Source organism: Pseudomonas sp. FW305-E2 (assembly GCF_058782925.1).
In genome coordinates this window covers 243,611-266,507 of record NZ_JBYSYE010000004.1, presented here as the reverse complement: position 1 = coordinate 266,507, position 22,897 = coordinate 243,611, and the positions used below count along the sequence as shown (strand labels likewise).

The following is a 22,897-nucleotide window of genomic DNA, read 5'->3' as shown; positions in this document are numbered from 1 at the left end:
TCCGTAGAGACGGGCGGGTCTTACAGGTATTTTCGGTGATACGCCTTATAGGGTTGGCAGTCAACCTTTCAGGTCGTTCATATCTTTGGGTGGCTGGTCGACCATATGGGTCGAATTGGAGAGTGCCCCCATTGCCAGTGAAAGAGCCTAGTCCACATCACATTGGTCGCCAGCTGGCGGAGTATCGTCGCGCCCGCAATCTGACCCAGGCGAAGGTGGGCGAGCACCTGGGGATCTCCGGTGAAGCCGTGTCACGGCTCGAGCGTGGTGAGGTCGAGCTCTCGGTCAGTAAGCTGCTGCGATTGGCCGACCTGTATGGCTGCCCCGCCGATGAGCTGCTGTTGGCCATCAGTCCGCGCCCGCAGGATCAAGGCCAGCAGATCACCTCGATCATCAAGGAACTGAGCGAAGCGGATAAGCAGTTCGCCCTGCAGTTCCTGCAAACGCTGGCCAGCCACCTCGCTCAACGCAAGTAGGTCTGTCCCCGCCGATATGAGCGCGGCGCCATCGTATTTTCGCTAGCAGTCCCTAATCACCCCGCCACCCTGTCGGTACTCATCGAGAGGGCCAATCCATGCGACTGTTTATTTGCGAGAAACCATCCCAAGCCCGGGACATTGCCCGCGTCCTGCAGGCCAACCGTCGCGGAGACGGCTGCCTGCAGGGGCAAGGCATCACCGTGACGTGGTGCGTCGGGCATCTGCTGGAAACCGCACCGCCGGAAGCCTATGGCGATTACAAGCGCTGGTCGCTCGAGCATCTACCCATCATCCCCGCGCGCTGGAAGGTGGTGGTCAAACCCAAGGTCGCCAGCCAGCTCAAGGTGATCGGTCAGTTGCTGCGCACCTGCTGCGAAGTGATCATTGCCACGGACGCCGATCGCGAGGGCGAGATGATTGCCCGGGAGATTCTCGAACGCTGCCAGTACCAGGGACCGATCTCGCGCCTGTGGCTGTCCGCGCTCGACGATGCCTCGATCCGTCGCGCCTTGGCCGCGCTGCGGCCCGGTGAGCAGACATTGCCGCTGTACCACTGCGCGTTGGCCCGCTCGCGAGCCGACTGGCTGGTGGGCATCAACCTGAGTCGGCTGTTCACCCTGCTCGGCCGTCGTGCCGGCTTCGAGGGTCTGCTGCCGGTGGGGCGCGTACAGACGCCAACCCTGCGCCTGGTGGTGGAGCGCGACCGGGCGATTGCGAGCTTTGTGTCGCAGCCGTTCTGGATCGTCGATGCCCAAGTGGAGGCTGATGGCGTAATCTTCAAAGCGCGCTGGCAGCCGCCGGAATCCGCCTGTGACGCCGCGGGTCGCTGCATCGAAGAGGTCGCGGCGCAGCAAGCGGCTCGACGCCTGAACCAGCAGGCGACGGCGAGCGTTCAGAGCATCGATGTCGAGCACGTTCGCGAAGGTCCGCCGCTGCCGTTCGACCTGGGCACCTTGCAGGAGATCTGCTCTGCCAAGCTGGGCCTGGGCGCGCAGGAAACCTTAGCCACCGCACAATCCCTGTACGAAACTCACAAGGCCACGACCTACCCACGCACCGACTGCGGTTACCTGCCCGAGAGCATGCTCGACGAGGTGCCACGAATCCTTCGAGCCTTGGCCGCCGCCAGCCCATCCCTGGGCAAGGCACTGCAAGAGGTCGACCGCTGCCGCCGTTCTCGCGCCTGGAACAGCAGCAAGATCACCGCGCACCACGGCATCATCCCCACCGCGGTGGCCCTGGACCTGGCCCAGCTTACGGAACGCGAGCAGGCAGTCTACGCGCTGATCCGCGCCCGCTACCTGGCGCAGTTTCTGCCGGAGCACGAATACTTGAAATCACAGGTGCTGCTGCAGAGCGGGACCGATCCGTTGCTGGCCCGCGGCAAGCAGATTCTGGCGCGTGGCTGGAAGGCGGTGATCGACGAAAGCCACGGCGACGAGGCCAGCGAACAGGCCCAACGCTTGCCCACGCTACGCGAGTCCACCGTGGTGGCGTTGAAGGATGCCACGGTGGTCGCTCAGCGTACCCAGCCGCCGAAGGCTTACACGGAGGGCACGTTGGTGAAGGCGATGAAAACCATCGCCAACCAGGTGGCCGACCCACGCCTCAAACAGAAGCTCAAAGACAGTTGCGGGCTGGGTACCGAGGCGACCCGCGCGGCGATCATCCAGGGCTTGATCGACCACGGGTATCTGAATAAGAGGAAACGCAGCCTGGCGGCATCGGCCGCAGCCCACACCTTGATTGAGGCAGTGCCGCCTGAGGTGGCTGACCCGGTGCTGACTGCGCTGTGGGAGCAGGCGCTGGACCGCATCGAAGCGGGCCAATTGAGCGTCGACACCTTTCTCGCCAAGCAAGCGGAGTGGTTGACCCGCCTGGTCCGCTCACATGCCTCGGTGACCCTGCGCCCACCCCCGGTGAAAGGACCCCACTGCCCGGTCTGCCGCAGCGCCATGCGCCAGCGCAAGGGCCGCACCGGCAGCTTCTGGTCGTGTACCCGCTACCCGGATTGCAAAGGCACCAAACCGGTGGCCAAGCCCAAACGCTCGAAGGACGCATAACTTGACGCGGGACAGCGGCGCTGGTGTAGTGATCAGGCCCCTCGCCGCTTGGCGACCAAAGACCGATACGCTCCGGGCAGCTCGGTCGAACTCGTAGAGTTCGGAGCCACACTACTCAGCGTCCTCGGATCGCTTCTCAGCGTTTTCAGGTTGCCCAGGCGGATGACTTGTACGACTTATGCCAGGTCGTACAGGTCATCCGCTTCGGCGACGATGCTCAGCTCCGGTGCCCGCCGGCGAAACACTGGGCACCTTTTGTGCGCGGATGCGTGCCAGTTGATTCCGACCCAGGCCACGACAAGGGTCGGTTGATTCAGGTGGATCGATAACGGTGGTTTTGCGACGAACTCCGGTATCCGATTGCCGGGTCAAACGTGGTCCAACTCCTCCTAGCCTGACGACCGTCGGGCTATTTTTTCGCCTCTCAGAATCCACTGAGCACCAACCATTTCCGCTTGCCTAGAGCGCGTTGAATCCGCAGTTGACGGGCCTTTCCCGGGGTTTTATAGATGGGCTGCACACCGCTGTCGTTGACAGCGTTCAGGTAGCCAGAACCTTCAAGGCTACGCCCGTTTCGGGTGGTTCTCCCCAAGTGCGATCCGCGTTCGGTAGCTCGCACGGTTACTGCCTCCCGCAGTGATGAGCGCCCTCTAAACGATCACGTTTGTGTACGTCCCCTTGCGGAACTCACCAGCCGCCAGGGCCGGTGGCTGTCCGCGTTTCTGCTCACCAGGAGATCTATCATGACGACTGCAAGCAACAACGCCCCTACCACCTACTTCAACCTGCACACCCAAGGCATCGGTTACTTGAACCGTGTGCGCGAAGTCCCGGTTCGCCGTGGGCAAGCGTTCATGGCGTGTGACATTGCCGCCTTGCACGGTGCCGCTGACGACGTCGAGTACACCCGCTTCGACTGCAAGGTCGCCAGCGGTGAAGCCGACCGGCTGATCCGTGAACACCTGGAAGACGTCCGCGCGGACCGCAAGGTGCTTATCTCGTTTCGCATTGGCGACCTTTGGGTTGATCCGTTCATGTACGAGAAAGGCGAGCGCAAGGGGCAACCCGGCGCGAGCCTCAAAGGCCGGCTGATCTTCATCGAATGGATCAAGGTCGATGGCCAGTTCAGCTACCGAGCGCCTGCTCGCACCGAGTCTGCTGCTGCCCCTGAGGATGAAGCAGAAGTGGACGAGGCAGACACTGACGCCGAACAGCCTCAGCCTGCTCCGGCCGCTGCACGTAAATCCACCGCAGCTCGCCAGTCTGCCTGAGGCAGCTTGACCGGCAACCACAGGCGTTCTCACGAACGCCTGTGGTTCATCTACGTCGGAGGTCGCCATGGAAAGCTTCTGGCTCTGTGAGGACTGCCTTCAGGCGGTAGCCTACGAAGACTTCAGTGCACTGTCGCTGTACTACAGCGAGGCTGAGGTCGACCAACGCATCGCCCATATGCGCAGCGAACTGCAAGCCTTGTTGCCACTGAGTGCTGATTTCGATCCCTGCACTGGCACCGGCATTGAGGTCTTCTCCACCCGACCGTGCGAGGGCTGCCATAGCCCACTGCACGGAGCTCGACACCGCTTTACGCGTCTGTGACTCACCACTCCCTCACCAGCCTGGGGCTCTCCCCCTGGGGGCGCTCCGTCTCCCTCGAGGAATTGCCCATGAACACTGCCCAGAACCGAGTCGAACGTCTCGACCCTGCATTGCCCCAGCGTGCCCGCGAGGATGCGTTGCTGACCGAAGCGCTGGAATTGCTGGATCAACGTTACTTTCAGCGCGGCGAGCAACTGATCACGCCGTGCGATGCAGCGTCCTATCTGAAGTTGCAGCTCGCTCCCTATCACCATGAGGTGTTTGCCCTTCTCTGCCTGGACTCGCGCCACCGCGTGCTGAGCTTCGACATCCTCTTCACCGGCAGCATCGACGGTGCCTCCGTGTATCCGCGCCAGGTCGTCGTCAAGGCACTCGAGCACAACGCCGCTGCGGTGATCTTCAGCCACAACCACCCCTCCGGCTGTTCGGAACCGAGCGGCGCCGACCGGGTGCTCACTACCCGCCTGATCGAGGCCTTGGCCCTGGTTGAGGTGCGTGTGCTGGACCACATCATCGTGGGTGAAGGCACGCCGCTGTCGCTGGCCGAATACGGCTGGATCTGACCATCCCCACCACTTGGAGGGTCACTGCCTGTACGGGGTGACCTTCGTTTTCTTGGAGCGCCCCCATGTCCACTTCCCTTCGCAATCCCTTCCTACGGGGCTTTCAGGATCTGAGCTACGAACGCGTGGTGCAGATCCGCTACGCCGACGATTGCCCACCCTGCTACCGATCCCTTCACCCTGCCCTGAATGACCTGTCGGATGACGGCATCAATTTCCAGCCGTGCCTGTTCGATGATGACTTTGCGGTGATCACCGATGGCGAAAGCGTGCCCGAGTTTGTCGGCATGCCATGTCCTGCCGACGGTACCATCAGCCAGGTGCTGTATCAGGTCACAGGCCTGCATCATGGCAAGCGGCAACATGTCAGCGATCTTCCCAGTGAGGAAGCTGCACAGCAGTTGATTGAGCAACTGTCTTTTGCCACAGGGCACTACAGCCGCAGTTGGGAAATCAGCAGTGCGCACCTGCCGGCACAAGAGTTCGAGTACCTGCAGGTAGGCGCTTGGTGTCGTTCACCGTCGGGTTTCTTCGAGTGCTTTGAGCTGAGCAGCAACAATGCGCTGGGCTGCAAGCTGTACTCGACGCCCTGGCTCAAAAACATTGCCGCAGGCGGCAGCTACTGCTGCATTGAGGAAGTGACTGCACGGCTGCGCGCAGATCATGTGCCACCGGTCCTGCTGCGCCTGCTCTTGCTGGCCGGTGAAGCAGACACCCGTTTGCTGATCTTCGACCCTGATGCACGGCCGCTCCCCGAACTGCCATTGTTCACCGAAGACTGACTTCAAGGCGCCCTCCGGGCGCCTTTTTCATGGTTGCGCCAGCGTAAATCGGCCGGCGAGATTCGATTTTTCAGTGGGGACGCACTCTGGCTTTTCGACAAGGTGTCGGCATCTTTTGTCGAGACCTGGTCATGCATACCCCCACCTTCTTCACGCTTGGACTGATGCTCACGTTGCTGGGCTGCAGCACGCCGCCACCGGCGCCCACCCCTGCGCCACCGGCACCGGCCCCGACCGCAGTGGCCAAGCCAAAGTCCCCGGTACCCGCCTGGGTCCGACAGGACCGCTACACCCTGGCCAGCACCCTGCCAACGCTGGAGCAGCGCCAACCGCTGTATCAGTTGATCAACGTCCAGATCGCCCCCGCGCTGCACGCGACGGTCGGGGAAGCACTGCGCCACGTGCTGCAGCGTTCGGGCTACTCCCTCTGTCCCGACAGCCCTGCCGTGGCACGGTTGTTCGGCCGCCCCTTGCCTGCCGTGCATCACGACCTCGGACCGATCTCGCTGCTGGATGCCTTGACCGTCATCGGTGGCCCCGCTTGGCGGCTCGACATTGACCCAGTCGAGCGGCGCGTGTGCTACGCCCTGCGCCTGCCCACACCCGCCCCCCCCTTCCCGACACTGGGGACCGCACCATGAAGGTTCACCATTTTCAGGCCTTGGTGATCGGCGCCCTGTGCCTGGGTGCTGCCGTGCTCGCGGCCGAAAGCTACAACCAGCATCAGCAACTGGCAGAACTGCAAACCGCCGCGCGCAATGCGCCGGCTGACCCTGGCCCGTCACTGCGTCGCGATATCGGGGAATTGCGCACCACGCTGTCCACGCTGTCGCCACAAGTCGCCGCCTTGGAAGACGCCCAGCACCAGCACACCACTGCGCAGGCAACGCTCGGCCAGCAACTCGACGAGTTGGCGGCGTCCGTCAGAGTTCTGCAGGCGGTACCGCCAGGACCGAGCAGCGCCGATCTGACCGCCCTAGCGCAACGCATGGGCGCGGCAGAAGTGATACTGGAGAAACTGTCGACCGCCGCTAAGGTGCCGACCGCCGCGGCGCCCCCAGCGTCCCCCTTTCGCAATCAATCAAACGCCAAAGCACTGCGGCCGCCCTTCACCCTGCTGGGTATCGAAACGCGCGGCACCGTCAGGTTCGTGGCCGCCCAGCCTGCCGGCGCCCACGCCCTGTCCACCGTGCACCTGCTCCAGCCCGGCGACAGCTTGAACGGTTGGCAACTGCGGGCGATTCGCGAGGGCCAGGCCGTGTTCCACGTCCCAGGCCATGGCGATCGCAGCCTGCCCATCCCGTGAGGAGGTGAACGTGCCTAGGTTTTTCGCTGCTACGCTCATCCTGCTACCGGCTTACGCGTTCGCCGATCAGGGCTTGAGCGTCCCCAAGCATGTCGACGCTCAGGTGCAGTTTAGCGAGCAGTCGCCGCTGGCGCGGCAGGATTTTGCAGCTGACCAGGCCAAGGCCTGGGGCCTGACGGAGGACGAATGGGCCACGTTTGAACGCCTGCAGACTGGCCCCCGTCATTACTGGACGCCGCAACTTGACCCCCTCACCACCCTGGGTGTCGAGGCCAACTCGGATCAGGAGCGGCAGCGCTACGCCGAACTGCAGGTTCGTCTGGAAGCCAGGCGTGCCGAGCGCGAATTGGCCTACCAAAAAGCCTACTCCGCGGCATGGGCGCGGCTATTCCCGGGCCTGCAACCGGTGCAGGACATGAGCGACGATGCCGGCCCCTCGAGCAGCAGCCGCACGGCGGTTTTCGTGGAAGATCATTGCGCCGCCTGTGTGAGCAGCCTCCAGCAATGGCTACAGGCCGGTGCGCGACTGGACGTGTACCTGGTCGGCAGCCAAGGCAACGACACGCGATTGCGCCAATGGGCGCAGGGCGCAGGCATCACCGCTTCCCAATTCAGCGGCGGCCAGGTCACCTTGAACCATGACCGCGGCCGCTGGTTTGCCCTGGGCGCCAGCCGGCCGCTGCCAGCCCGCTATCAGCAGGTGGACAGAAAATGGCAGCGAATCGATTGATCCTCGCCCTGACGATGGTCGGCGCCACCGCCGCTCACGCAGGTGTTTTGCCGCCGCCGGCGTATCAATTAGCGGCGGCGCGCGCCGGTATCCCCGCCTCGGTGCTGTTCGCCATCGCCCTGCAGGAAAGTGGTACACCCCTGCGCGGGCACCTTATACCCTGGCCCTGGACCCTGAATGTCGCTGGATCACCGCTTCGCTTTGCCCGACGCGACGAGGCGTGTGCAGCGCTGAGGGAGGCGCTCCGCCACCACGATCCCAAGCGCATTGATGTCGGACTGGGACAGACCAACCTGGGCTACCATCCGGACCGCTACCCCAGCGCCTGCGATGCCCTCGATCCCCGCACCAACCTCGCTGTCACCGCCGAGTTGTTGCGCGCGCACTATGCCGATACCGGCGACTGGGTTGTCGCCGCCGGCCGCTATCACCGGCCCGCGGGCGGTCCCCCTGCGGCACGCTATCGCCGTCAATTCACCCGACACTGGCAAGGCGCCCAATCCGTCGCGACGGCACCAGAGCGGACCCTGCCATGAGCCGTTTGCGCTGGGTGGCCCTGGCTCTCTGCCCCTGGCTGTCACTTGCCGCGAGCGCCGAGTCCAGCAGTCCACCCGACCCCACCGCGCTGAATTGGGTGCTGCCAGTGCGCAGCGCTCGACTCTCCCCTGGCGCCGTGCCACCCAGAACGTTGAGCCTGCCCGGCATGACGCCGCTGTTCCTCGTTGGGCAGGACGCCGCCTCCCTGGAGTGGCTGTCACGGCACGCCCAGGCGCTATTAAAGCTGGGTGCCAACGGGTTGGTGGTCGAAGTCGACGACACGCAGGCACTGCGCCGCATCCAGACGGCAGCGCCCGGACTGAATATCTGGCCAGTCAGTGGTGACGACATCGCCGAGCGGTTGGAACTGGAGCACTACCCGGTGCTGATCACGCCCACCGGCCTGGAACAGTGAGGGCACGTTATGGGCGAGCACGCGATGGAATCCCTGCTGCGCCCGGCGGTGGAACTGTACACCGTGGGCATCTGCGCCGGCGCCGGTGCCCTGTGCCTCCATTCGCCTTGGGCCGTGGCCCTGTCGCCTGAGGTAGGGACTGGCATGGCGCTGGCCTACACTGCGTTCGGCCTGAAGAGGCTCAACGAGGCGCGGATCGTTCTGCGCTACCGGCGCAATATCCGTCGCCTGCCGCGCTATTCGCTGACCAGCCGGCAGATTCCGGTGAGCAGCAAGCGGTTGTTCATGGGCCGTGGCTTTCGCTGGACGCGCCTGCACACGCAGCGCCTGCTCGAGGCTCAGGACCCGGCGCTGGCCCACTATGTCAACCAGTCGGCTGCCCACCAGTGGGCGCGACGGATGGAACAGCTACTGGAGAAGGCCCCGCCGGGGCTGTCGCTGCTGCCCCGGCTGACCGCCTGGGACAGCCCCTTCAACCCTGTGCGTCCGTTACCGCCGGTGGGTGGCTCGCCGTTGCTGCATGGCGTCGAACCAAAGGAGCAGGAAGCCAGTCTGCCGCTCGGCGAACGGGTCGGGCACACCCTGGTGCTGGGCACCACACGGGTGGGCAAGACTCGCCTGGCCGAGGTGTATATCACCCAGGACATTCACCGACCAAGCCGGGAGGTGGTCATCGTTTTCGATCCCAAGGGCGATGCCGACCTGCTCAAGCGCATATATGTCGAGGCGCGTCGCGCCGGCCGTGAGCACGAATTCTATGTGTTCCACCTGGGCTGGCCGGAAATCTCCGCACGCTACAACGCCATCGGTCGCTTCGGGCGCATTTCAGAAGTGGCCACCCGGATCGCCGGCCAGTTGAGTGGCAAGGGCAATTCGGCGGCCTTCCGGGAGTTCGCCTGGCGCTTCGTCAACATCATCGCGAGGGCGCTGATCGAGCTCGGCCGGCGCCCGGACTACCTGCAGATCCAACGCCATGTGGTGAACATTGATGCGCTGTTCATCGAGTATGCCCAACACTTCTTCGCCAGGCATGATCCGCAGGCCTGGGAAGCGATAGTGCAGATCGAGGGCCGCTTGAACGAGAAGAACATCCCGCGGCACATGGTTGGCCGGGAAAAGCTCGTGGTTGCCATCGAGCAATATCTGACTGCCAAGCGCATTTTCGACCCCGTCATGGACGGGCTGCGCTCGGCCGTGCGCTATGACCGCACCTACTTCGACAAGATCGTGGCGTCGCTGCTGCCACTGTTGGAAAAACTCACCAGCGGCAAGACTGCACAACTGCTGGCCCCGAATTACTCCGACCTGGATGATCCGCGACCGATCTTCGACTGGCTACAGGTTATCCGCAAACGCGGCATCGTCTATGTCGGCCTGGACGCGCTGTCAGATGCAGAAGTGGCCGCGGCTGTCGGCAACTCGATGTTCGCCGACCTGGTCTCCGTTGCTGGCCACATCTACAAACATGGCATCGATCACGGCCTGCCAGGCTCCTCCAGTGCCGCGGACAAAGTGCCGATCAACCTGCACGCCGACGAGTTCAACGAACTGATGGGCGATGAGTTTATCCCCTTGATCAACAAGGGCGGCGGTGCCGGTATTCAGGTCACCGCCTACACCCAAACGTTGAGCGACATCGAGGCACGTATTGGTAACCGTGCTAAGGCCGGCCAGGTCATCGGGAACTTCAACACCCTGCAGATGCTGCGCGTGCGGGAAACCGCGACGGCTGAACTGCTGACCAACCAGTTGCCCAAGGTCAACGTGCAGACACGCACCCTGGTTTCAGGTGCGACGGACACCGCCGATCCGGATGCTCGTACCGACTTCACCTCCTCCTCGCAGGATCGGGTCACCACCACCGCCGTACCACTGATCGAACCCGCGCACATCATCGCCCTACCCAAGGGGCAAATGTTCTCGTTCCAGGAAGGCGGGCAACTGTGGAAGGTCCGTATGCCGCTACCGAAACCGACCACCGATGATGCGATGCCAGCAGATCTGCAGACCCTGGCCGCGCGTATGCGTGAGTCCTATAACGCCAATGCGGGGAATTGGTGGAGTAGCGCGGGAGGTGCACCCACGGCCGATTTCGATCCAGAGATCCCTCCACCAGGGCGCAGGCAGGTGCCGTAAGCGACCAAGTATTGCGAAGACCCTATGCCGACCACTCCAGCCAGCCCGCCTCCTGCGCAACGACATCCAGGGCTCGTCTTTGGCACGCTTGAGCTTTGTCTGCGGCTGCTCGGCCTGCTGTTGGCTTCGCTGATTGTCTCCATCGTGCTGGAGTTCATGGGCATGCTGTGGTTCTGGCCCGAACAGGGCTGGCACCACAGCCATGCCATGTGGCTGAGCGAATTGGGTTGGCTGAGTGGCCATTTCAAGAACTCGCTACTAGTGCAGGAACCAGCACAAGCGACGGCGAAGGTACTCGAACACCTGAACGACTGGGTCGTGGTGCGCTCAGGATGGGCGCAATCCGACACCCAGCTGAAATTGCTCAGTCGAGAACCCTCATTGCAAGGGCAGTTTGCCCAGGTCTATGTTGTGATGAAGAACTACCTACTGGCAGCGCTGTTTACGGTCTTTACTTTCGTGGTGCGACTGGCCGTACTCATTTTGGCCACCCCACTATTCCTGCTCTCAGTATTCACCGGCGCAGTCGATGGCTTGATGCGGCGCGATCTGCGGAAGTTCGGGGCGGGCCGGGAGAGCAGTTTTGTTTACCATCGAGCGAAGCGGACGTTGCTACCACTGATGATGAGCCCCTGGGTTATCTATCTTTCTCTGCCTTGGACATTCAATCCCGCCTTCGTCTTGATACCTTGTGCTCTCCTCTTAGGTTGCATGGTGTCGCTCACCGCTGCTACATTCAAAAAATATCTTTGAGGCCAGGTCAGCCATGTACCCTACTCAACGCCTACCCCAATCGGCGCCTAATCAAAAAACAACCAAATACGGCACCACAACCTAAAAAATTAACTCAAAAATAATTGTCTCGAGCCCGAGCCTGACGAATATACTTCTCGCGATTTTCCTTCACTTCCGCCAAACTCTTAACCCTACAGCTCCGCGTTTCGTAAATATAACCTTCTTCAGCTGGACGGGCGACCACCACCTCTTTAGCACTGATCACAGCCAGTTGAGTTCCTCGCGGCAGATCATTCATTGCGCAGTCCTCTGGCTGCAAATGAAAAGCAGCATAAATCAATAATTCATGCTGCACCTCGCGCAGCCTGGGTCCCGCACTTTCCAACAACAATGATGTTACGGAAATAGCCGTATAAATTAAGCCAACCAGCAGCGTCATACCCACCCAGCTTTCTTCATGATATCGCTTATTAGGGCGAAACCGCACTGAGTCATCTATGGCTGCAGGATGTCGATAAGGATTGCTATTGATACCTAGGGCGAACATTCCGAGTACGGCACCGAGCAGAATAACTATAGAGACCAACAGACTTACTCCCCAGTACCAAATATAAGCGAGCCAAGCCAAAGTCAAAATTTTCTGGCCTACTGGGAAATTGCCAGGACTTACACGAGTGTGGTGAAGAATGAAACCATCTGCTTCCGCGCTGGCCATAATACCTAATCCCAGCGTAATCACCGCTGCAAAAGCCGCTAGCCATCCCTTGTGCAGCCTATAGACCTCTACCAGTTTCAGTCGAACAACAGCCAAGCATAAAGAACTTAGGCTAAGCACTAACAAAAACCAACGCCCCGCTACCTTTATGTCAAATCCTCGGTAGTGCAGAACTAGTAATCCGAGCACACACAGCAAACATAAGGAAATGATCAGCGCCAACCATTGCTGCACACCCCAGTAGCGCACACTGTAGTTAAGCTTCCACGGAAAATGATGATTTTTTGTGCGAACGAACAGAGGTCTATTGACAAACCTCTGAAGAAAATAAAAAAAAGCAGCAAACAACACATATATCAATAACCAGAACACCTTGACCTCTCTTACTGATTTGCCCATAGAGTCGCAAATCATGGGCTGTCCGTTCAGCCCAATAGAGCTGCCCAAGCAGATGAATAGCCTAAATCGACCGATTGACGATCCTTTTAAGGGGTGCGGAAGGCTGATTCGGCGAGCACCGTGGCACCAGGTATCGAACTGGACTCAGCCATGAAATCCAATCCCTATCTTCCGATAATTGCTGTTTTATTGACGTTCAACGCCAGTGCGCAAGCCTTGCGTGAGCATTCGGACCTACGACTATTGCAGCAGCAGGTAATTGTCACACAGAAATTAGCCGAGCGCGCAGCCAGAGCTCAAGGTCCTATCGACGAAAATAGATACCGCTTCAACTATCTGAGGTTCGATGCTGACCTCAAGCGCGTGCGCCAAGGCATCCACAACTACCTGTCGCCTTCCCGCGCGCAGCCAGCTGACCTGGTCGAGCTGAGCGGCGACTACCGTACCGAAGCGCTTCACTCGAGTTCCTCCAATGAGCATGACTGACGCCCAACTTAGCGCGTTCTCTGCCGTGGCCGGGTTCACCCCGCAGCTCAGTTCGGTGCTGTGGCGCTCATCAGTGCTGGTGCTCGCGTTGCTCTGGTGCACCTGGGCCCTGTGGACCGGTTACCGCGGCTGGGCGGCCGGCAACCTCAATTTCGGCGTGCTAGGCGGTAGCACGCTGCGGCTGGCCCTCGCCCTGATCGTGCTGATGTTTTTCATGCTGTCGTAACCCCGGAGACCGTGCCATGAAAATCTTTCACCATTACTACCGCCCGCTTCTGCTGCTGCGGGATACCTGTTCAAAAGTCCTGTTCGGCGGTCTGGCTTTGCTGAGTTCGACGTTCGCCAGGGCCGACCTGCCGACCATGGAAGCGCCCTCCCGGGGTGAAGGTTCAGGACTGATCGATACCATCAAGAACTACGCCTACGACGGCGGCATCCTGCTCGGCCTGTTGATCGCCACCCTCGCCTTCCTGGGCGTGGCCTGGCATTCGCTCACGGTCTACGCCGACGTGCAGAACCAGCGCAAGACCTGGAAAGACCTCGGTGCCGTGGTTGGGGTCGGCGCGCTGCTGGTGGTGGTGATCCTGTGGTTCCTCACCAAAGCCGCGACGATTCTGTGAGGTCTTTATGTCCGACACCCCTGCCACGCTGCCTGACGGCACACTGACCTTCCTCCCGGAACGCCTCAACCGTGACCCGGCCGTCCTGCGCGGCCTCACCAACGACGAGATGTGGGTAGCCCTGATCGTCGGTGCCGGGCTTGGTGTGATCTTCGGTGCGCCGCTGGCGGTGGCTACCGCCTCCATCGCCACCCTCCCCACCTGCATGTTCCTCTGCATGGCGTTGGTGTTGCTCGGCGGCGGCAAGCTGCTGCGCCGGGCCAAGCGTGCCCGCCCGGAAACCTGGTTGTACCGGCGCCTGCAGTGGCACCTGGCGGTGCACTGGGGCATCGGTACCCACCAACTGATCCTGCATTCGGGGCCGTGGACCGTGCGCCGTACGCGCCGGCATAGGAGAGCCAACCCATGAGCCGCTTCCGCAATAAGGTGGATGCGCAGCAGGCGCACATCTTCAGTCTGCGCCTTGCTCTGGCCATCCTGGCGCTCCTGTGCGGCGGGCTGTGGTACGGCTGGCAGGCCGCGCCCTCCGAGCTCACTATTCACGTACCGCCTGATCTGCGCTCAGGCAGCACGCGCAAGTGGTGGGATGTGCCGCCCGAGAACATCTACGCCTTCGCCCTGTACATCTTCGGCCAACTCAACCGCTGGCCCACCGACGGTGAGGTCGACTACCACCGTGCCATCTTTGCTTTGCAGCCCTACCTGACGCCCGCGTGCAAGACGTTCTTCGACGGCGACTTCGACTATCGCAAGGCCGCCGGCGAACTGCGCGGCCGGGTGCGTGGGGTATATGAGGTGCTGGGCCGCGGCTACAGCGACGACCCCGACCTGCGCGTGAAACAGCTGGATAAGCACAGCTGGCTGGTCAAGCTCGACCTCAACGCTGACGAATACTATGCCGCCGAGCCGGTAAAACGCGTTGTGGTGCGGTATCCGCTGCGGGTGGTGCGCTTCGACGTCGATCCTGAACGTAACAAGTGGGGCCTGGCCCTGGACTGCTACGAAGGCACACCGCAGAAGCTGGCGCTGCCGGGAGGTGCGTGATATGCGTGTCTTGATCCTGATTCTGGTGATGGCCAGTGGCTGGTGTTCAGCGGTCGGCGCCGTCGCCGTCGAGGTCAAATACTGGGACCGCCTGCCCTTGGCCGTTCCGCTCACGGTGGGCCAAGAACGGGTGCTGATGCTCGATGAAGACGTGCGCGTCGGGCTGCCCAGTGCGATCGCCGGCAAACTGCGCGTGCAGTCCGTCGGCGGTACGGTGTATCTGCGCGCCGCAGAAGCGCTGCCCCCTACCCGGCTGCAACTGCAGTCCGTGAAGTCAGGCGACATCATCCTGATCGACATCGAAGCCCTCGAAGGCAGCGAGTCACTGGAGCCGGTCAAGATCGTGACCAAGGCTCAGGCGCCGGATACGCAGATCGAGAAGGATGGACCACCCGCGGCGACGCCGGTACCGGTGGTGCTTACCCGTTATGCCGCACAGAACCTCTATGCGCCTCTGCGTACCGTGGCGCCATTGCCGGGTGTACGGCGCGTACCGCTGACCGACTCCATCGCGTTCAGCACCTTGCTGCCCACCGAGCGGGTTTCGATCAAGGCGCTTGCTGCGTGGCGGTTGGGCGATTACTGGGTAACGGCGGTAAAGATCGTTAACCGCGGCCCCGACAAGATCGCGCTGGACCCGCGCCACCTGCAGGCGACGCTGTACGCCGCGACGTTCCAGCACGCAGACCTTGGTCTCCCAGGTACGCCAGAAGACACCACCGTGGCCTACCTCGTCACCCGCGGCAGCGATCTGAAGCACGCCATGCTGTTGCCCCCGCCAACGTCAGAGGCTGCCGATCATGAAAGCTAATGGCCTGCTGAGATGGCTGGTACCCGGGGTCCTGCTGGGCATCGTGCTGATCATCGGCAAATCCTGGATGGCCCCTCCGGACGGCCAGCACGCTCGCGATCCGGACAAAACCACGCTCAGTGCGGAACAAGCCAAGGCCCTGGGCATCGCAGGCGATACCCCGCGCGACACAGTGGCTACTTTGATCGGCCAGGTCAAAGCGATGCGCAGTGAGATGCAGACGCTGAAGAAAGGCAACGATGCGCTGCAAACCGAGAACAACCGGCTGCGCTCGCGCGAAGGCAATATCGACACGCGTATACAGAGCACCTTGAGCAGCGTCACCCAACAGGTCACCGAGCAGCGCCAGCAGGCTAACGATGCCCGGCAGAAGGCTGAGCAGCAGCACCGCGAAACCCAGGGCCTGCTGTCTAGGCTCAAGGACCAGCTCACCAGCAAGCCGGCCGCGAAGTCCGATGTCCCCGCAGGCTTCGGCCTTGAGCCCGGCGACGAGCAACAGTTTTCGGGGGCTCAGCAGCCAGCTGACGCAGTGCAGTGGATCGAACCGTCGAATGCCCGCGCCGACCAAGGCGACGCCAGCAAAGCTGACGGTCCGCTGTCATCGCTGACGTCGACGTTCAAGGACCTGCACGGACTGGACAACAACGCCATCGACCGTGGCCAGGACCGTTTGCGTGCCGTCGCCAAAGGCGAGCGTGACTTGGAGAATGCCCAGGACCGCGCCGAGGGCGCCAAGCCCGTCTACACCCTCCCCGAGAACTCGACGTTGATGGGCTCGATCACCATGACCGCGCTGATTGGCCGGGTGCCGGTGGACGGCATCGTGAACGACCCTTATCCGTTCAAGGTGCTGGTGGGCCCGGACAACCTCACCGCCAACGGCATCGACTTGCCGGATGTGGTCGGCGCGGTCATGAGCGGCACCGCCGCTGGCGACTGGACGCTGTCCTGCGTGCGCGGCCAGGTCGAGTCCATCACCCTCGTCTTCAGTGACGGTACGGTCCGCACAGTGCCACAGCCGCAGAAGGTCGTCAGCCGCAATCGCAGCAGCGCCCAGACCTCGGACACCGAGAAGATCCGTGGCGGGCTGGGCTACATCTCCGATCCCTACGGCATTCCCTGCATTTCTGGGGAGCGCCGCTCCAACGCCCAGCAATACCTGGGCAGCCAGAGCCTGATCACCGCAGCGGGGGCCGGCTTCGCCGCGGCCCTGGGCAGCGAGCAGACCAACACCTCGTTCATCAACTCGGCCAGCGGCAGCCTGGGCCTGACCCAGAACAGCGGTAACAGCGCGCTGAACTCGGTTATCAGCGGTGGCATTGGTGATATCCGGGAGTGGATCAACAAGCTCTATGGCGAAGCCTTCGCCGCCATCTACGTGCCGCCCGGGGCCAAGGTGGCCCTGCACCTGGATCACGAGATCAGCATCGACTACGAGCCGAAAGGCCGGAGAGTGAACCATGAAAGCCCATCCGTCTCGGTACTGGATCTGGATTAGTCTACTGCTCGCCCTACACCTGAGCGGCTGCTCCACGAGCAAGGAGGAAATGCTGCCCCACGGCGATCAAACCATGCTGGACATCTGGAATGGTGGTGGCTCCGTCGGTTCCCAGCAGCAGTTGCAGGAAGCGCGTGGCGAATTGCGGCGTCCGGTGCTCGACCCTGAGCGCCTGATTGGTGACCAGAACGCTTACACGCGAACGGCTGCCAACGAAATCCACGCCCAGTTCCCGCGCCTGCCCAACCCGGACCTGGTCATGTACGTGTACCCGCACCTGGCCGGAACCCAGCAGGCCCCGGTGCCAGGCTACTCGACCGTGTTTCCGCTGTACGAGAAGGTCCAGTACGCGCTGCCCGGCGAACGGCTGGACGATCTGTGATGGCCGATGACGCAAGTCCCGACCCGCCACGCTGGAAGCCCTGGCGTGAGGCGCAGCGCCGGCGTGCGACGCTTGCCGACGAGTCCGCCCAGTATGCGCACAATCCCAGCTTTGCCGATCACCTGCCTTGGGTCGAGTACCTCGAGGACGAGCAGTGTTTTCTACTCGACGACAACCGCTCCGTGGGCGCTGCGTTCGAGCTGGAGCCGATCGGGACCGAGGGCCGTGAGCCCGAGTGGTTGATGGCGGCCCGCGACGCCCTGGAGGATGCGCTGCAGGACAGCTTCGACGAACTGGACCAGGCGCCTTGGGTGGTGCAGTTCTTCTGCCAGGACGACAGTGACTTTGCCCCGTACCTCGAACGCCTGGAGCGCTATATCGCACCGAGGGCTCGCGGCACGCCGTTTACCCAAGCCTTCCTCGCTTCGATGCAACGTCACCTCGAGGCCATCGCTAAACCGGGCGGGCTGTTCGACGACCATGTCGTGTCCCACCTGCCCTGGCGCGGCAGCAATCGGCGGATTCGCCTGGTGGTCTACCGCTGGCTCGGGGACCAGAGTGACGATGACGGGCAGAGCCCGAATCAGCTGCTCAGCCGCACCTGCGACCGCCTGGTGGCCTCGCTGCAGGCCTGCGGGGTCAGCCCACGCCGGTTGATCGGCCGCGACTTCTACGCCTGGTTGCTACCTTGGTTCAACCCTTTCCCTACCCTCACCGACGAGTCCCCAGCGGCGTTCTATCGACGCGTGCCCTATCCGGAAACGGAGGACAACGAGGAGCTGCCGCTGCCATTCGACCACGATTTCGCCGAGCGGCTGTTCTTCCAGGAGCCGCGCTCCGATAGTGAACAGGGCTTATGGTACTTCGATCAACAGCCCCATGCGGTGATGGTGGTCGACAAGCTGCGTAGGCCGCCGCATATCGGCCAGCTGACCGGCGAAACGCGTAAAGGCGAGGCGTTGAACGCCTTGTTCGATCAGTTGCCCGAGCAGGCGGTCATGAGCCTGACCCTGGTGATCACGCCTCAGGATGTACTCGAGGAGCAGCTCAACCGTCTGGCGCGCAAAGCCATCGGCGAAAACCTCGCCTCAACCCAGACCCGCCAGGACGTGGAGGAAGCGCGCGCGCTGATTGGGCGCCAGCACAAGCTGTACCGCGGCACGCTGGCGTTGTACCTGCGCGGTGCGGATGAACAGCAGCTGCGCCAGCGCTCGACTCAGGCCGCCAACGTACTGCTCGGCGCCGGCCTGCAGCCGGTGCGCGAGGGCGACGAAGTGGCCGCCTGCAACAGCTACCTGCGCTGGCTGCCGATGGTCTACAACCCGGCACGAGACACGCGCAACTGGTACACCCGGCTGTTGTTTGCCCAGCATGTCGCCAACCTGCTGCCGCTTTGGGGGCGCAGCATCGGCACCGGCAATCCAGGTATCACCTTCTTCAACCGCGGGGGTGCTCCGCTGTCGCTCGACCCGCTGTCTCGCTTCGACCGCTCCATGAATGGCCACCTGCTGCTGTTCGGTCCGACCGGCGCCGGCAAGTCGGCCACCCTGGTCTCAATCCTGATGCAGGTCATGGCCGTGTACCGGCCGCGGCTGTTTATTGTCGAAGCGGGCAACTCCTTTGGCCTACAAGGCGATTACTTCACCACGCTCGGATTGTCCGTCAACAAGGTGCAGCTCAAACCAGGCAGTGATGTAAGCCTGGCGCCGTTCGCCCATGCCCGGCGGCTGATCGAGCACCCGGACCAGGTGGCCAGCCTGTCGACCGAAGACCTGGATGAGACCACGCCGGACAGTGATGAGCAGCGCGACGTGTTGGGCGAACTGGAGATCACCGCGCGGCTGATGATCACCGGTGGTGAAGCCAAGGAAGAAGCGCGCCTGACCCGCGCGGACCGCAGCCTGATCCGAGAGTGCATCCTCGATGCCGCCCAGCACTGCGCAGCGACCGAACAACAGGTGTTGACCCGTCATGTCCGCAATGCCCTGCGCCAGGTCGCCAGCGACGCCCATTTGCCGGACAAACGCCGGGAGCGCGCCCAGGAGATGGCCGAGTCCATCGACCTGTTCTGCCAAGGGTTCGAAGGCACGCTGTTTGACCGGCCCGGCACGCCCTGGCCAGAGAGCGATGTGACGATTGTCGACCTCGCCACCTACGCCCGTGAGGGTTACGAAGCGCAGATGTCGATCAGCTACATCAGCCTGATGAACACGGTGAACAACCTGGCCGAGCGCGACCAGTACCTCGGGCGTCCGATCATCATGGTCACAGACGAAGGCCACATCATCACCAAGAATCCGCTACTCGCCCCCTTTGTAGTCAAGGGCACGAAAATGTGGCGCAAGCTGGGTGCCTGGTTCTGGCTGGCCACGCAGAACCTGGCCGACTTCCCCGACGCGGCACAGACCATGCTCAACATGATCGAGTGGTGGATCTGCCTGAACATGCCGCCGGCGGAAATCGAGGAAATCGCCCGCTTCAAGAAACTCACGCCGGCGCAAAAGGCGCTGCTGCTCTCCGCGAGCAAGGCCTCGGGCAAGTACACCGAGGGCGTAGTCCTGTCGAAGAACCTAGAAACACTGTTCCGCGCCGTGCCGCCGAGCCTGTACCTCGCACTGGCCATGACCGAGCCCGAGGAGAAAGCCCAGCGCTGGCGATTGATGGAAGAGCTCCAGCAGTCCGAGCTGGAGGCCGCCATGCAGATCGCGGCGGAGATTGATCGCCTGCGCGGTATGTCGTGAACGTTACTGCCAGGACTGTTCGCAATCCCTTAGCTAAGCAAAAATCGACAAGAGCACATTTGTACTCTTCGCTATTTTGCCTGACTTGCTCTGCTAAATCAGCCGCCAGACGAAACCGATCAACCCGGGCTCAGTTTGTCTCCCCTCCTCCAGTGCCGGTTCCGGGATGCTGAAACTTGGCGCACGGATGCACACCGCTGCCACCAGCCGAGCGTTGCCTATGAACGTGACCGCCTCTACCCGCTGCAGATCGCCGATGCCCAAGAAGACTGGCCGAAGTCGTGCACTCACTGCGGCGGTTCTGCTCGTCGCCACCGAGCAGTGCCTGGCACTGACCACCCCGACTATCATCGCCTCGGTCACTTCGCTGCAGTGCCTGGAATACCGGGTCGTCGGGATCTGCTACTGGCTGCTGTGCACGCCGTTCGGCTGCACGGTGCGCACCTCGCCGAAGATCCGTCATTTCATTCCCGAGCTGGTGGTGTCGAGCTACGCCGACACCGGGGGCAACCCCTGGAGCGAGATGTCCGCACTGTCGATGCCGACGTCAGCATCCCAAGGCGGTGGCAACCTCATCACGCCTTCGCTGCAGCGCGATAACCTGCCTCGGTTCAAGAATGTCGATGGCATCGGGCACCCTGGCGGAGCTGCCCTTACCGCCCTGGCGCATACGTTCGGCTATGCCTGCCCAAGCAGTGCCGTGCCGTTTGCACCCTATTACCTCAGCACGCTCGACCCGCTGGCGTGGCGCCAGGCCATTCCTGAATCTGTCTACCCGAAAGCACTGGTTCCGGGCATGCGCGAGATCGGCAACCAGACACTCGGCGACATGTGGGGTAGCGTCTACCCACGCCACGGTTTTCTGGTGCAGCCCGACGATTTCAAGGCGGGTGCCGTGATGGCGCAACGCGCCAGTGACTTCATCACCCGCGTTGGCCAGCCGCACGTCTATCGGCCGTTGCAGCCGATGCCCGCTCCCGGCTACTGGCCACCCCAGCCGGTGATGGAGAACAACGCCAACAACCACCGCTGGCAATTGCTCACGCCGGTGATCCAAAGCACCTGCGCCATCTTCCCCAGCCCAACGATCCAGAGCGCCGAAGGCGCCTATGCCTGGTCGCTGTGGCGGCCGTACCGCTGCTGCCAGCGCATGGGCCAGACCCTCCTGTTCAGCATCGATTTTGACGGAGGCCAATGATGAAGACCCTCTCGCTCGGATTGCTGTGCTTCCTCGTCCACGCCGTGGGCCACGCCGCCGAGAACGGCTACCACCTTGGTGACCAGGCTCCGGTGCTGGACGACCGGGTGATGTACACCATCGGCGGTGGTTCGGCGGCGGGAGCGCCCTCCTCGCTCTACCGACCCAATGGCCTTGGTGTGGGCATGTCATGGCGCGCCAATATGATGTGCGGGAACATGAACCTCTCGAACACCCTGCAGAACCAGCTCAATGGCGCCACCCAGGGTTTCCAGCAGATTATGGGCAACGTCATTCAGAACGCCACACAGGCGGTGATGTCCCTGCCGGCGATGATCATCCAGCGGGCCAATCCCGGGCTTTATGAGCTGCTCAGTAATGGCGTTCTGCAGGGGCGGATCGACTTTGACCGTTCCAAGCTCACCTGCCAGGCAATGGCGGCGAAGATGGCCGACAAGGTCGACCAGGCCGGCTGGGGCGCGCTGGCGCAGAACCAGGAGATGCAGCACAACCTCGAGCAGTCCGGCGGTGACGCCGTGACGGCAGTGAAAGACACCGAATCCAATAACGGCAACAACGGCGTCAGTTGGGTCGGTGGGCAAAAAGCCGGTGGCAACGGCCAGCAACCCATCCGGGTGACGTCGGACGTCGTCAAAGCCGGCTACAACCTGCTGCACAACCGGGCGGTCGAGGATACCTCAGCTCTGGGTTCGGGTTGCCAAAATGGCGCCATCTGCCAAGCCTGGTCGAGTCCCGAGGAGGCCTCCGAATGGGCGAAGCGTGTGCTCGGGGAAACCGAGGTTCAGACCTGCGACGACTGCGAGACATTGCGGGTAACCGCTGGCACCGGCCTGTCGCCGCTGATCCAGGAAACCTACATGGAAAATCTTGAAGGCTTGCAACGTATGGTTTCTGGCACCGAGCAGCCAACACCGGAGAACCTGGGCAAGGTCTCCAGCCCGTTGTTGCAGGTCTCCCGCGGTGTCATCGAGGGGCTACGCGACGACCCCGACCAGAACCTGCTGGCCCGACGCCTGGCCAGCGAGACCGCCCTGTCGAGCGTCATTTACAAGGCGATGCTGCTGCAGCGTACCCTATTCGCCGGCAGCCACGAACCCAATGTGGCCTCAGCGCAGCCCGCCACCAGCGCCCTCAACGGCAGCGTCGAAACCCTCGAGCGCGAGATACGCCTGCTGCAAACCGAACTGCAGGTACGCCAGGCGCTGGCCACCAATACCGCTAGCCTGGTCCTTGATCGCCACGCCGGCGGCGCCGACGCCTCGCGTAGCATAGATCAGCGCGATCCGGAGCCGGACCGTTTGCGCCGAGCCGAACAGGAGAGAAGCACGCCATGATCGTGATTTCGGTGAGATCCACGCTCGCACGTGTGCTGATGATCCTCGGCGCCATGCTGGGCATTTTGCTGATTGCTTGGATGGCGCTGCACCTGTCCGTGACCCAGTTCAATTGGCTCGAACCTGCACGAGGGACAACGCCCTACTTCGCGTGCTGGCGCGCGCTCTTGTACACCCTGTTTATTGCCGGTTGGGCCGCAGCGTTGCGCAGGCGCCCCACGCCTGCAGATCAACAACGGCTGAAGCGCCTGGGATTGATCGGCTTCAGCTCGATCATCCTGGTCGAACTGTCTCGCGTGTGAGGCG

At 62.5% G+C, this 22,897-nt stretch carries 26 protein-coding genes; 25 read left to right on the top strand and 1 reads right to left on the bottom strand.

Annotation, left to right across the window (positions count from 1 at the left end; all coding sequences use genetic code 11):
* The first annotated feature begins 131 nt into the window (after positions 1-131).
* The 13 genes from AC3WLP_RS06395 (at position 132) to AC3WLP_RS06335 (ending at position 11,360) form a co-directional block, all read left to right on the top strand.
* Positions 132-476: a helix-turn-helix domain-containing protein gene (locus tag AC3WLP_RS06395; protein ID WP_088512832.1), complete on the top strand. Its 345-nt coding sequence runs from the start codon at positions 132-134 to the stop codon at positions 474-476.
* Positions 477-574: 98 nt separating this feature from the next.
* A complete protein-coding gene (locus AC3WLP_RS06390) occupies positions 575-2,542 on the top strand; it encodes a DNA topoisomerase III (RefSeq protein ID WP_088512833.1) in 1,968 nt (655 codons plus the stop codon).
* A gap of 743 nt (positions 2,543-3,285) precedes the next feature.
* Positions 3,286-3,813, top strand: coding sequence for an STY4534 family ICE replication protein (locus AC3WLP_RS06385; protein ID WP_088512834.1), 528 nt, complete (start codon positions 3,286-3,288; stop codon positions 3,811-3,813).
* A 67-nt stretch (positions 3,814-3,880) separates the two neighbouring features.
* A complete protein-coding gene (locus AC3WLP_RS06380; protein ID WP_088512835.1) occupies positions 3,881-4,138 on the top strand; it encodes a hypothetical protein in 258 nt (85 codons plus the stop codon).
* Positions 4,139-4,206: 68 nt separating this feature from the next.
* Positions 4,207-4,701: a JAB domain-containing protein gene (locus tag AC3WLP_RS06375; RefSeq protein WP_088512836.1), complete on the top strand. Its 495-nt coding sequence runs from the start codon at positions 4,207-4,209 to the stop codon at positions 4,699-4,701.
* A 65-nt stretch (positions 4,702-4,766) separates the two neighbouring features.
* The gene (locus AC3WLP_RS06370) at positions 4,767-5,483 is read left to right on the top strand and encodes a DUF5983 family protein (RefSeq protein WP_088512837.1); all 717 of its coding nucleotides are present in this window, start codon (positions 4,767-4,769) and stop codon (positions 5,481-5,483) included.
* A gap of 131 nt (positions 5,484-5,614) precedes the next feature.
* Entirely contained in the window at positions 5,615-6,124 is a 510-nt protein-coding gene (gene pilL2 / locus AC3WLP_RS06365; protein WP_088512838.1) for a PFGI-1 class ICE element type IV pilus protein PilL2, read from the top strand.
* Positions 6,121-6,789 carry a hypothetical protein gene (locus AC3WLP_RS06360; protein ID WP_088512839.1) on the top strand — a complete coding sequence of 223 codons (669 nt, stop codon included), beginning with the start codon at positions 6,121-6,123 and terminating at the stop codon, positions 6,787-6,789. Before pilL2 ends, AC3WLP_RS06360 begins: the two co-directional genes overlap by 4 nt.
* Positions 6,790-6,799: 10 nt before the next feature.
* A complete protein-coding gene (locus tag AC3WLP_RS06355) occupies positions 6,800-7,519 on the top strand; it encodes a TIGR03759 family integrating conjugative element protein (protein WP_371919687.1) in 720 nt (239 codons plus the stop codon).
* Positions 7,501-8,055 carry a lysozyme family protein gene (locus AC3WLP_RS06350; protein WP_088512841.1) on the top strand — a complete coding sequence of 185 codons (555 nt, stop codon included), beginning with the start codon at positions 7,501-7,503 and terminating at the stop codon, positions 8,053-8,055. Before AC3WLP_RS06355 ends, AC3WLP_RS06350 begins: the two co-directional genes overlap by 19 nt.
* Positions 8,052-8,471 (top strand): integrating conjugative element protein, encoded by a 420-nt coding sequence (locus AC3WLP_RS06345; protein ID WP_088512842.1) that lies wholly within the window; start codon positions 8,052-8,054, stop codon positions 8,469-8,471. The genes AC3WLP_RS06350 and AC3WLP_RS06345 overlap by 4 nt, the downstream gene beginning before the upstream one ends.
* Before the next feature lie 9 nt (positions 8,472-8,480).
* Positions 8,481-10,607 carry a type IV conjugative transfer system coupling protein TraD gene (traD, locus tag AC3WLP_RS06340; RefSeq protein ID WP_088512843.1) on the top strand — a complete coding sequence of 709 codons (2,127 nt, stop codon included), beginning with the start codon at positions 8,481-8,483 and terminating at the stop codon, positions 10,605-10,607.
* Between the two features lie 24 nt (positions 10,608-10,631).
* Positions 10,632-11,360, top strand: coding sequence for a TIGR03747 family integrating conjugative element membrane protein (locus AC3WLP_RS06335; RefSeq protein WP_088512844.1), 729 nt, complete (start codon positions 10,632-10,634; stop codon positions 11,358-11,360).
* Positions 11,361-11,454: 94 nt separating this feature from the next.
* On the opposite strand, the gene AC3WLP_RS06330 is transcribed toward AC3WLP_RS06335, so the two are convergent.
* The gene (locus tag AC3WLP_RS06330; protein WP_088512845.1) at positions 11,455-12,471 is read right to left on the bottom strand and encodes a type IV pilin N-terminal domain-containing protein; all 1,017 of its coding nucleotides are present in this window, start codon (positions 12,469-12,471) and stop codon (positions 11,455-11,457) included.
* Between the two features lie 135 nt (positions 12,472-12,606).
* Between AC3WLP_RS06330 and AC3WLP_RS06325 the strand changes: the two genes are divergently transcribed.
* The 12 genes from AC3WLP_RS06325 (at position 12,607) to AC3WLP_RS06270 (ending at position 22,893) form a co-directional block, all read left to right on the top strand.
* Positions 12,607-12,942 (top strand): integrative conjugative element protein, RAQPRD family, encoded by a 336-nt coding sequence (locus AC3WLP_RS06325; protein ID WP_088512846.1) that lies wholly within the window; start codon positions 12,607-12,609, stop codon positions 12,940-12,942.
* On the top strand, positions 12,929-13,168 hold the full coding sequence (locus AC3WLP_RS06320) for a TIGR03758 family integrating conjugative element protein (RefSeq protein ID WP_088512847.1): 240 nt from the start codon (positions 12,929-12,931) through the stop codon (positions 13,166-13,168). Before AC3WLP_RS06325 ends, AC3WLP_RS06320 begins: the two co-directional genes overlap by 14 nt.
* 16 nt (positions 13,169-13,184) lie before the next feature.
* Positions 13,185-13,562 carry a TIGR03745 family integrating conjugative element membrane protein gene (locus tag AC3WLP_RS06315; RefSeq protein ID WP_088512848.1) on the top strand — a complete coding sequence of 126 codons (378 nt, stop codon included), beginning with the start codon at positions 13,185-13,187 and terminating at the stop codon, positions 13,560-13,562.
* Between the two features lie 7 nt (positions 13,563-13,569).
* Positions 13,570-13,971 (top strand): TIGR03750 family conjugal transfer protein, encoded by a 402-nt coding sequence (locus tag AC3WLP_RS06310; protein WP_088512849.1) that lies wholly within the window; start codon positions 13,570-13,572, stop codon positions 13,969-13,971.
* Entirely contained in the window at positions 13,968-14,606 is a 639-nt protein-coding gene (locus AC3WLP_RS06305) for a PFL_4703 family integrating conjugative element protein (protein ID WP_088512850.1), read from the top strand. Before AC3WLP_RS06310 ends, AC3WLP_RS06305 begins: the two co-directional genes overlap by 4 nt.
* A 1-nt stretch (position 14,607) precedes the next feature.
* Positions 14,608-15,417, top strand: coding sequence for a TIGR03749 family integrating conjugative element protein (locus AC3WLP_RS06300; RefSeq protein ID WP_088512851.1), 810 nt, complete (start codon positions 14,608-14,610; stop codon positions 15,415-15,417).
* Positions 15,407-16,915: a TIGR03752 family integrating conjugative element protein gene (locus tag AC3WLP_RS06295; RefSeq protein WP_088512852.1), complete on the top strand. Its 1,509-nt coding sequence runs from the start codon at positions 15,407-15,409 to the stop codon at positions 16,913-16,915. Before AC3WLP_RS06300 ends, AC3WLP_RS06295 begins: the two co-directional genes overlap by 11 nt.
* On the top strand, positions 16,878-17,297 hold the full coding sequence (locus AC3WLP_RS06290; RefSeq protein ID WP_088512853.1) for a TIGR03751 family conjugal transfer lipoprotein: 420 nt from the start codon (positions 16,878-16,880) through the stop codon (positions 17,295-17,297). Before AC3WLP_RS06295 ends, AC3WLP_RS06290 begins: the two co-directional genes overlap by 38 nt.
* Entirely contained in the window at positions 17,297-20,038 is a 2,742-nt protein-coding gene (locus AC3WLP_RS06285) for a conjugative transfer ATPase (RefSeq protein ID WP_088512854.1), read from the top strand. Before AC3WLP_RS06290 ends, AC3WLP_RS06285 begins: the two co-directional genes overlap by 1 nt.
* A gap of 220 nt (positions 20,039-20,258) precedes the next feature.
* Positions 20,259-21,236 (top strand): TIGR03756 family integrating conjugative element protein, encoded by a 978-nt coding sequence (locus AC3WLP_RS06280; RefSeq protein ID WP_088512855.1) that lies wholly within the window; start codon positions 20,259-20,261, stop codon positions 21,234-21,236.
* Complete coding sequence (locus AC3WLP_RS06275; RefSeq protein WP_088512856.1) at positions 21,236-22,591, top strand: integrating conjugative element protein; 1,356 nt, start codon at positions 21,236-21,238, stop codon at positions 22,589-22,591. Before AC3WLP_RS06280 ends, AC3WLP_RS06275 begins: the two co-directional genes overlap by 1 nt.
* Positions 22,588-22,893 (top strand): hypothetical protein, encoded by a 306-nt coding sequence (locus tag AC3WLP_RS06270; protein ID WP_088512857.1) that lies wholly within the window; start codon positions 22,588-22,590, stop codon positions 22,891-22,893. Before AC3WLP_RS06275 ends, AC3WLP_RS06270 begins: the two co-directional genes overlap by 4 nt.
* Positions 22,894-22,897: the final 4 nt, after the last annotated feature.

Coding starts and splice junctions, on each gene's coding strand:
- AC3WLP_RS06390 (WP_088512833.1), top strand. CDS start 575: ATGCGACTGTTTATTTGCGAGAAACCATCCCAAGCCCGGGACATTGCC.
- AC3WLP_RS06385 (WP_088512834.1), top strand. CDS start 3,286: ATGACGACTGCAAGCAACAACGCCCCTACCACCTACTTCAACCTGCAC.
- AC3WLP_RS06380 (WP_088512835.1), top strand. CDS start 3,881: ATGGAAAGCTTCTGGCTCTGTGAGGACTGCCTTCAGGCGGTAGCCTAC.
- AC3WLP_RS06375 (WP_088512836.1), top strand. CDS start 4,207: ATGAACACTGCCCAGAACCGAGTCGAACGTCTCGACCCTGCATTGCCC.
- AC3WLP_RS06370 (WP_088512837.1), top strand. CDS start 4,767: ATGTCCACTTCCCTTCGCAATCCCTTCCTACGGGGCTTTCAGGATCTG.
- pilL2 (WP_088512838.1), top strand. CDS start 5,615: ATGCATACCCCCACCTTCTTCACGCTTGGACTGATGCTCACGTTGCTG.
- AC3WLP_RS06360 (WP_088512839.1), top strand. CDS start 6,121: ATGAAGGTTCACCATTTTCAGGCCTTGGTGATCGGCGCCCTGTGCCTG.
- AC3WLP_RS06350 (WP_088512841.1), top strand. CDS start 7,501: ATGGCAGCGAATCGATTGATCCTCGCCCTGACGATGGTCGGCGCCACC.
- AC3WLP_RS06345 (WP_088512842.1), top strand. CDS start 8,052: ATGAGCCGTTTGCGCTGGGTGGCCCTGGCTCTCTGCCCCTGGCTGTCA.
- traD (WP_088512843.1), top strand. CDS start 8,481: ATGGGCGAGCACGCGATGGAATCCCTGCTGCGCCCGGCGGTGGAACTG.
- AC3WLP_RS06335 (WP_088512844.1), top strand. CDS start 10,632: ATGCCGACCACTCCAGCCAGCCCGCCTCCTGCGCAACGACATCCAGGG.
- AC3WLP_RS06330 (WP_088512845.1), bottom strand. CDS start 12,471: ATGATTTGCGACTCTATGGGCAAATCAGTAAGAGAGGTCAAGGTGTTC.
- AC3WLP_RS06325 (WP_088512846.1), top strand. CDS start 12,607: ATGAAATCCAATCCCTATCTTCCGATAATTGCTGTTTTATTGACGTTC.
- AC3WLP_RS06320 (WP_088512847.1), top strand. CDS start 12,929: ATGAGCATGACTGACGCCCAACTTAGCGCGTTCTCTGCCGTGGCCGGG.
- AC3WLP_RS06315 (WP_088512848.1), top strand. CDS start 13,185: ATGAAAATCTTTCACCATTACTACCGCCCGCTTCTGCTGCTGCGGGAT.
- AC3WLP_RS06310 (WP_088512849.1), top strand. CDS start 13,570: ATGTCCGACACCCCTGCCACGCTGCCTGACGGCACACTGACCTTCCTC.
- AC3WLP_RS06305 (WP_088512850.1), top strand. CDS start 13,968: ATGAGCCGCTTCCGCAATAAGGTGGATGCGCAGCAGGCGCACATCTTC.
- AC3WLP_RS06300 (WP_088512851.1), top strand. CDS start 14,608: ATGCGTGTCTTGATCCTGATTCTGGTGATGGCCAGTGGCTGGTGTTCA.
- AC3WLP_RS06295 (WP_088512852.1), top strand. CDS start 15,407: ATGAAAGCTAATGGCCTGCTGAGATGGCTGGTACCCGGGGTCCTGCTG.
- AC3WLP_RS06290 (WP_088512853.1), top strand. CDS start 16,878: ATGAAAGCCCATCCGTCTCGGTACTGGATCTGGATTAGTCTACTGCTC.
- AC3WLP_RS06285 (WP_088512854.1), top strand. CDS start 17,297: ATGGCCGATGACGCAAGTCCCGACCCGCCACGCTGGAAGCCCTGGCGT.
- AC3WLP_RS06280 (WP_088512855.1), top strand. CDS start 20,259: ATGAACGTGACCGCCTCTACCCGCTGCAGATCGCCGATGCCCAAGAAG.
- AC3WLP_RS06275 (WP_088512856.1), top strand. CDS start 21,236: ATGAAGACCCTCTCGCTCGGATTGCTGTGCTTCCTCGTCCACGCCGTG.
- AC3WLP_RS06270 (WP_088512857.1), top strand. CDS start 22,588: ATGATCGTGATTTCGGTGAGATCCACGCTCGCACGTGTGCTGATGATC.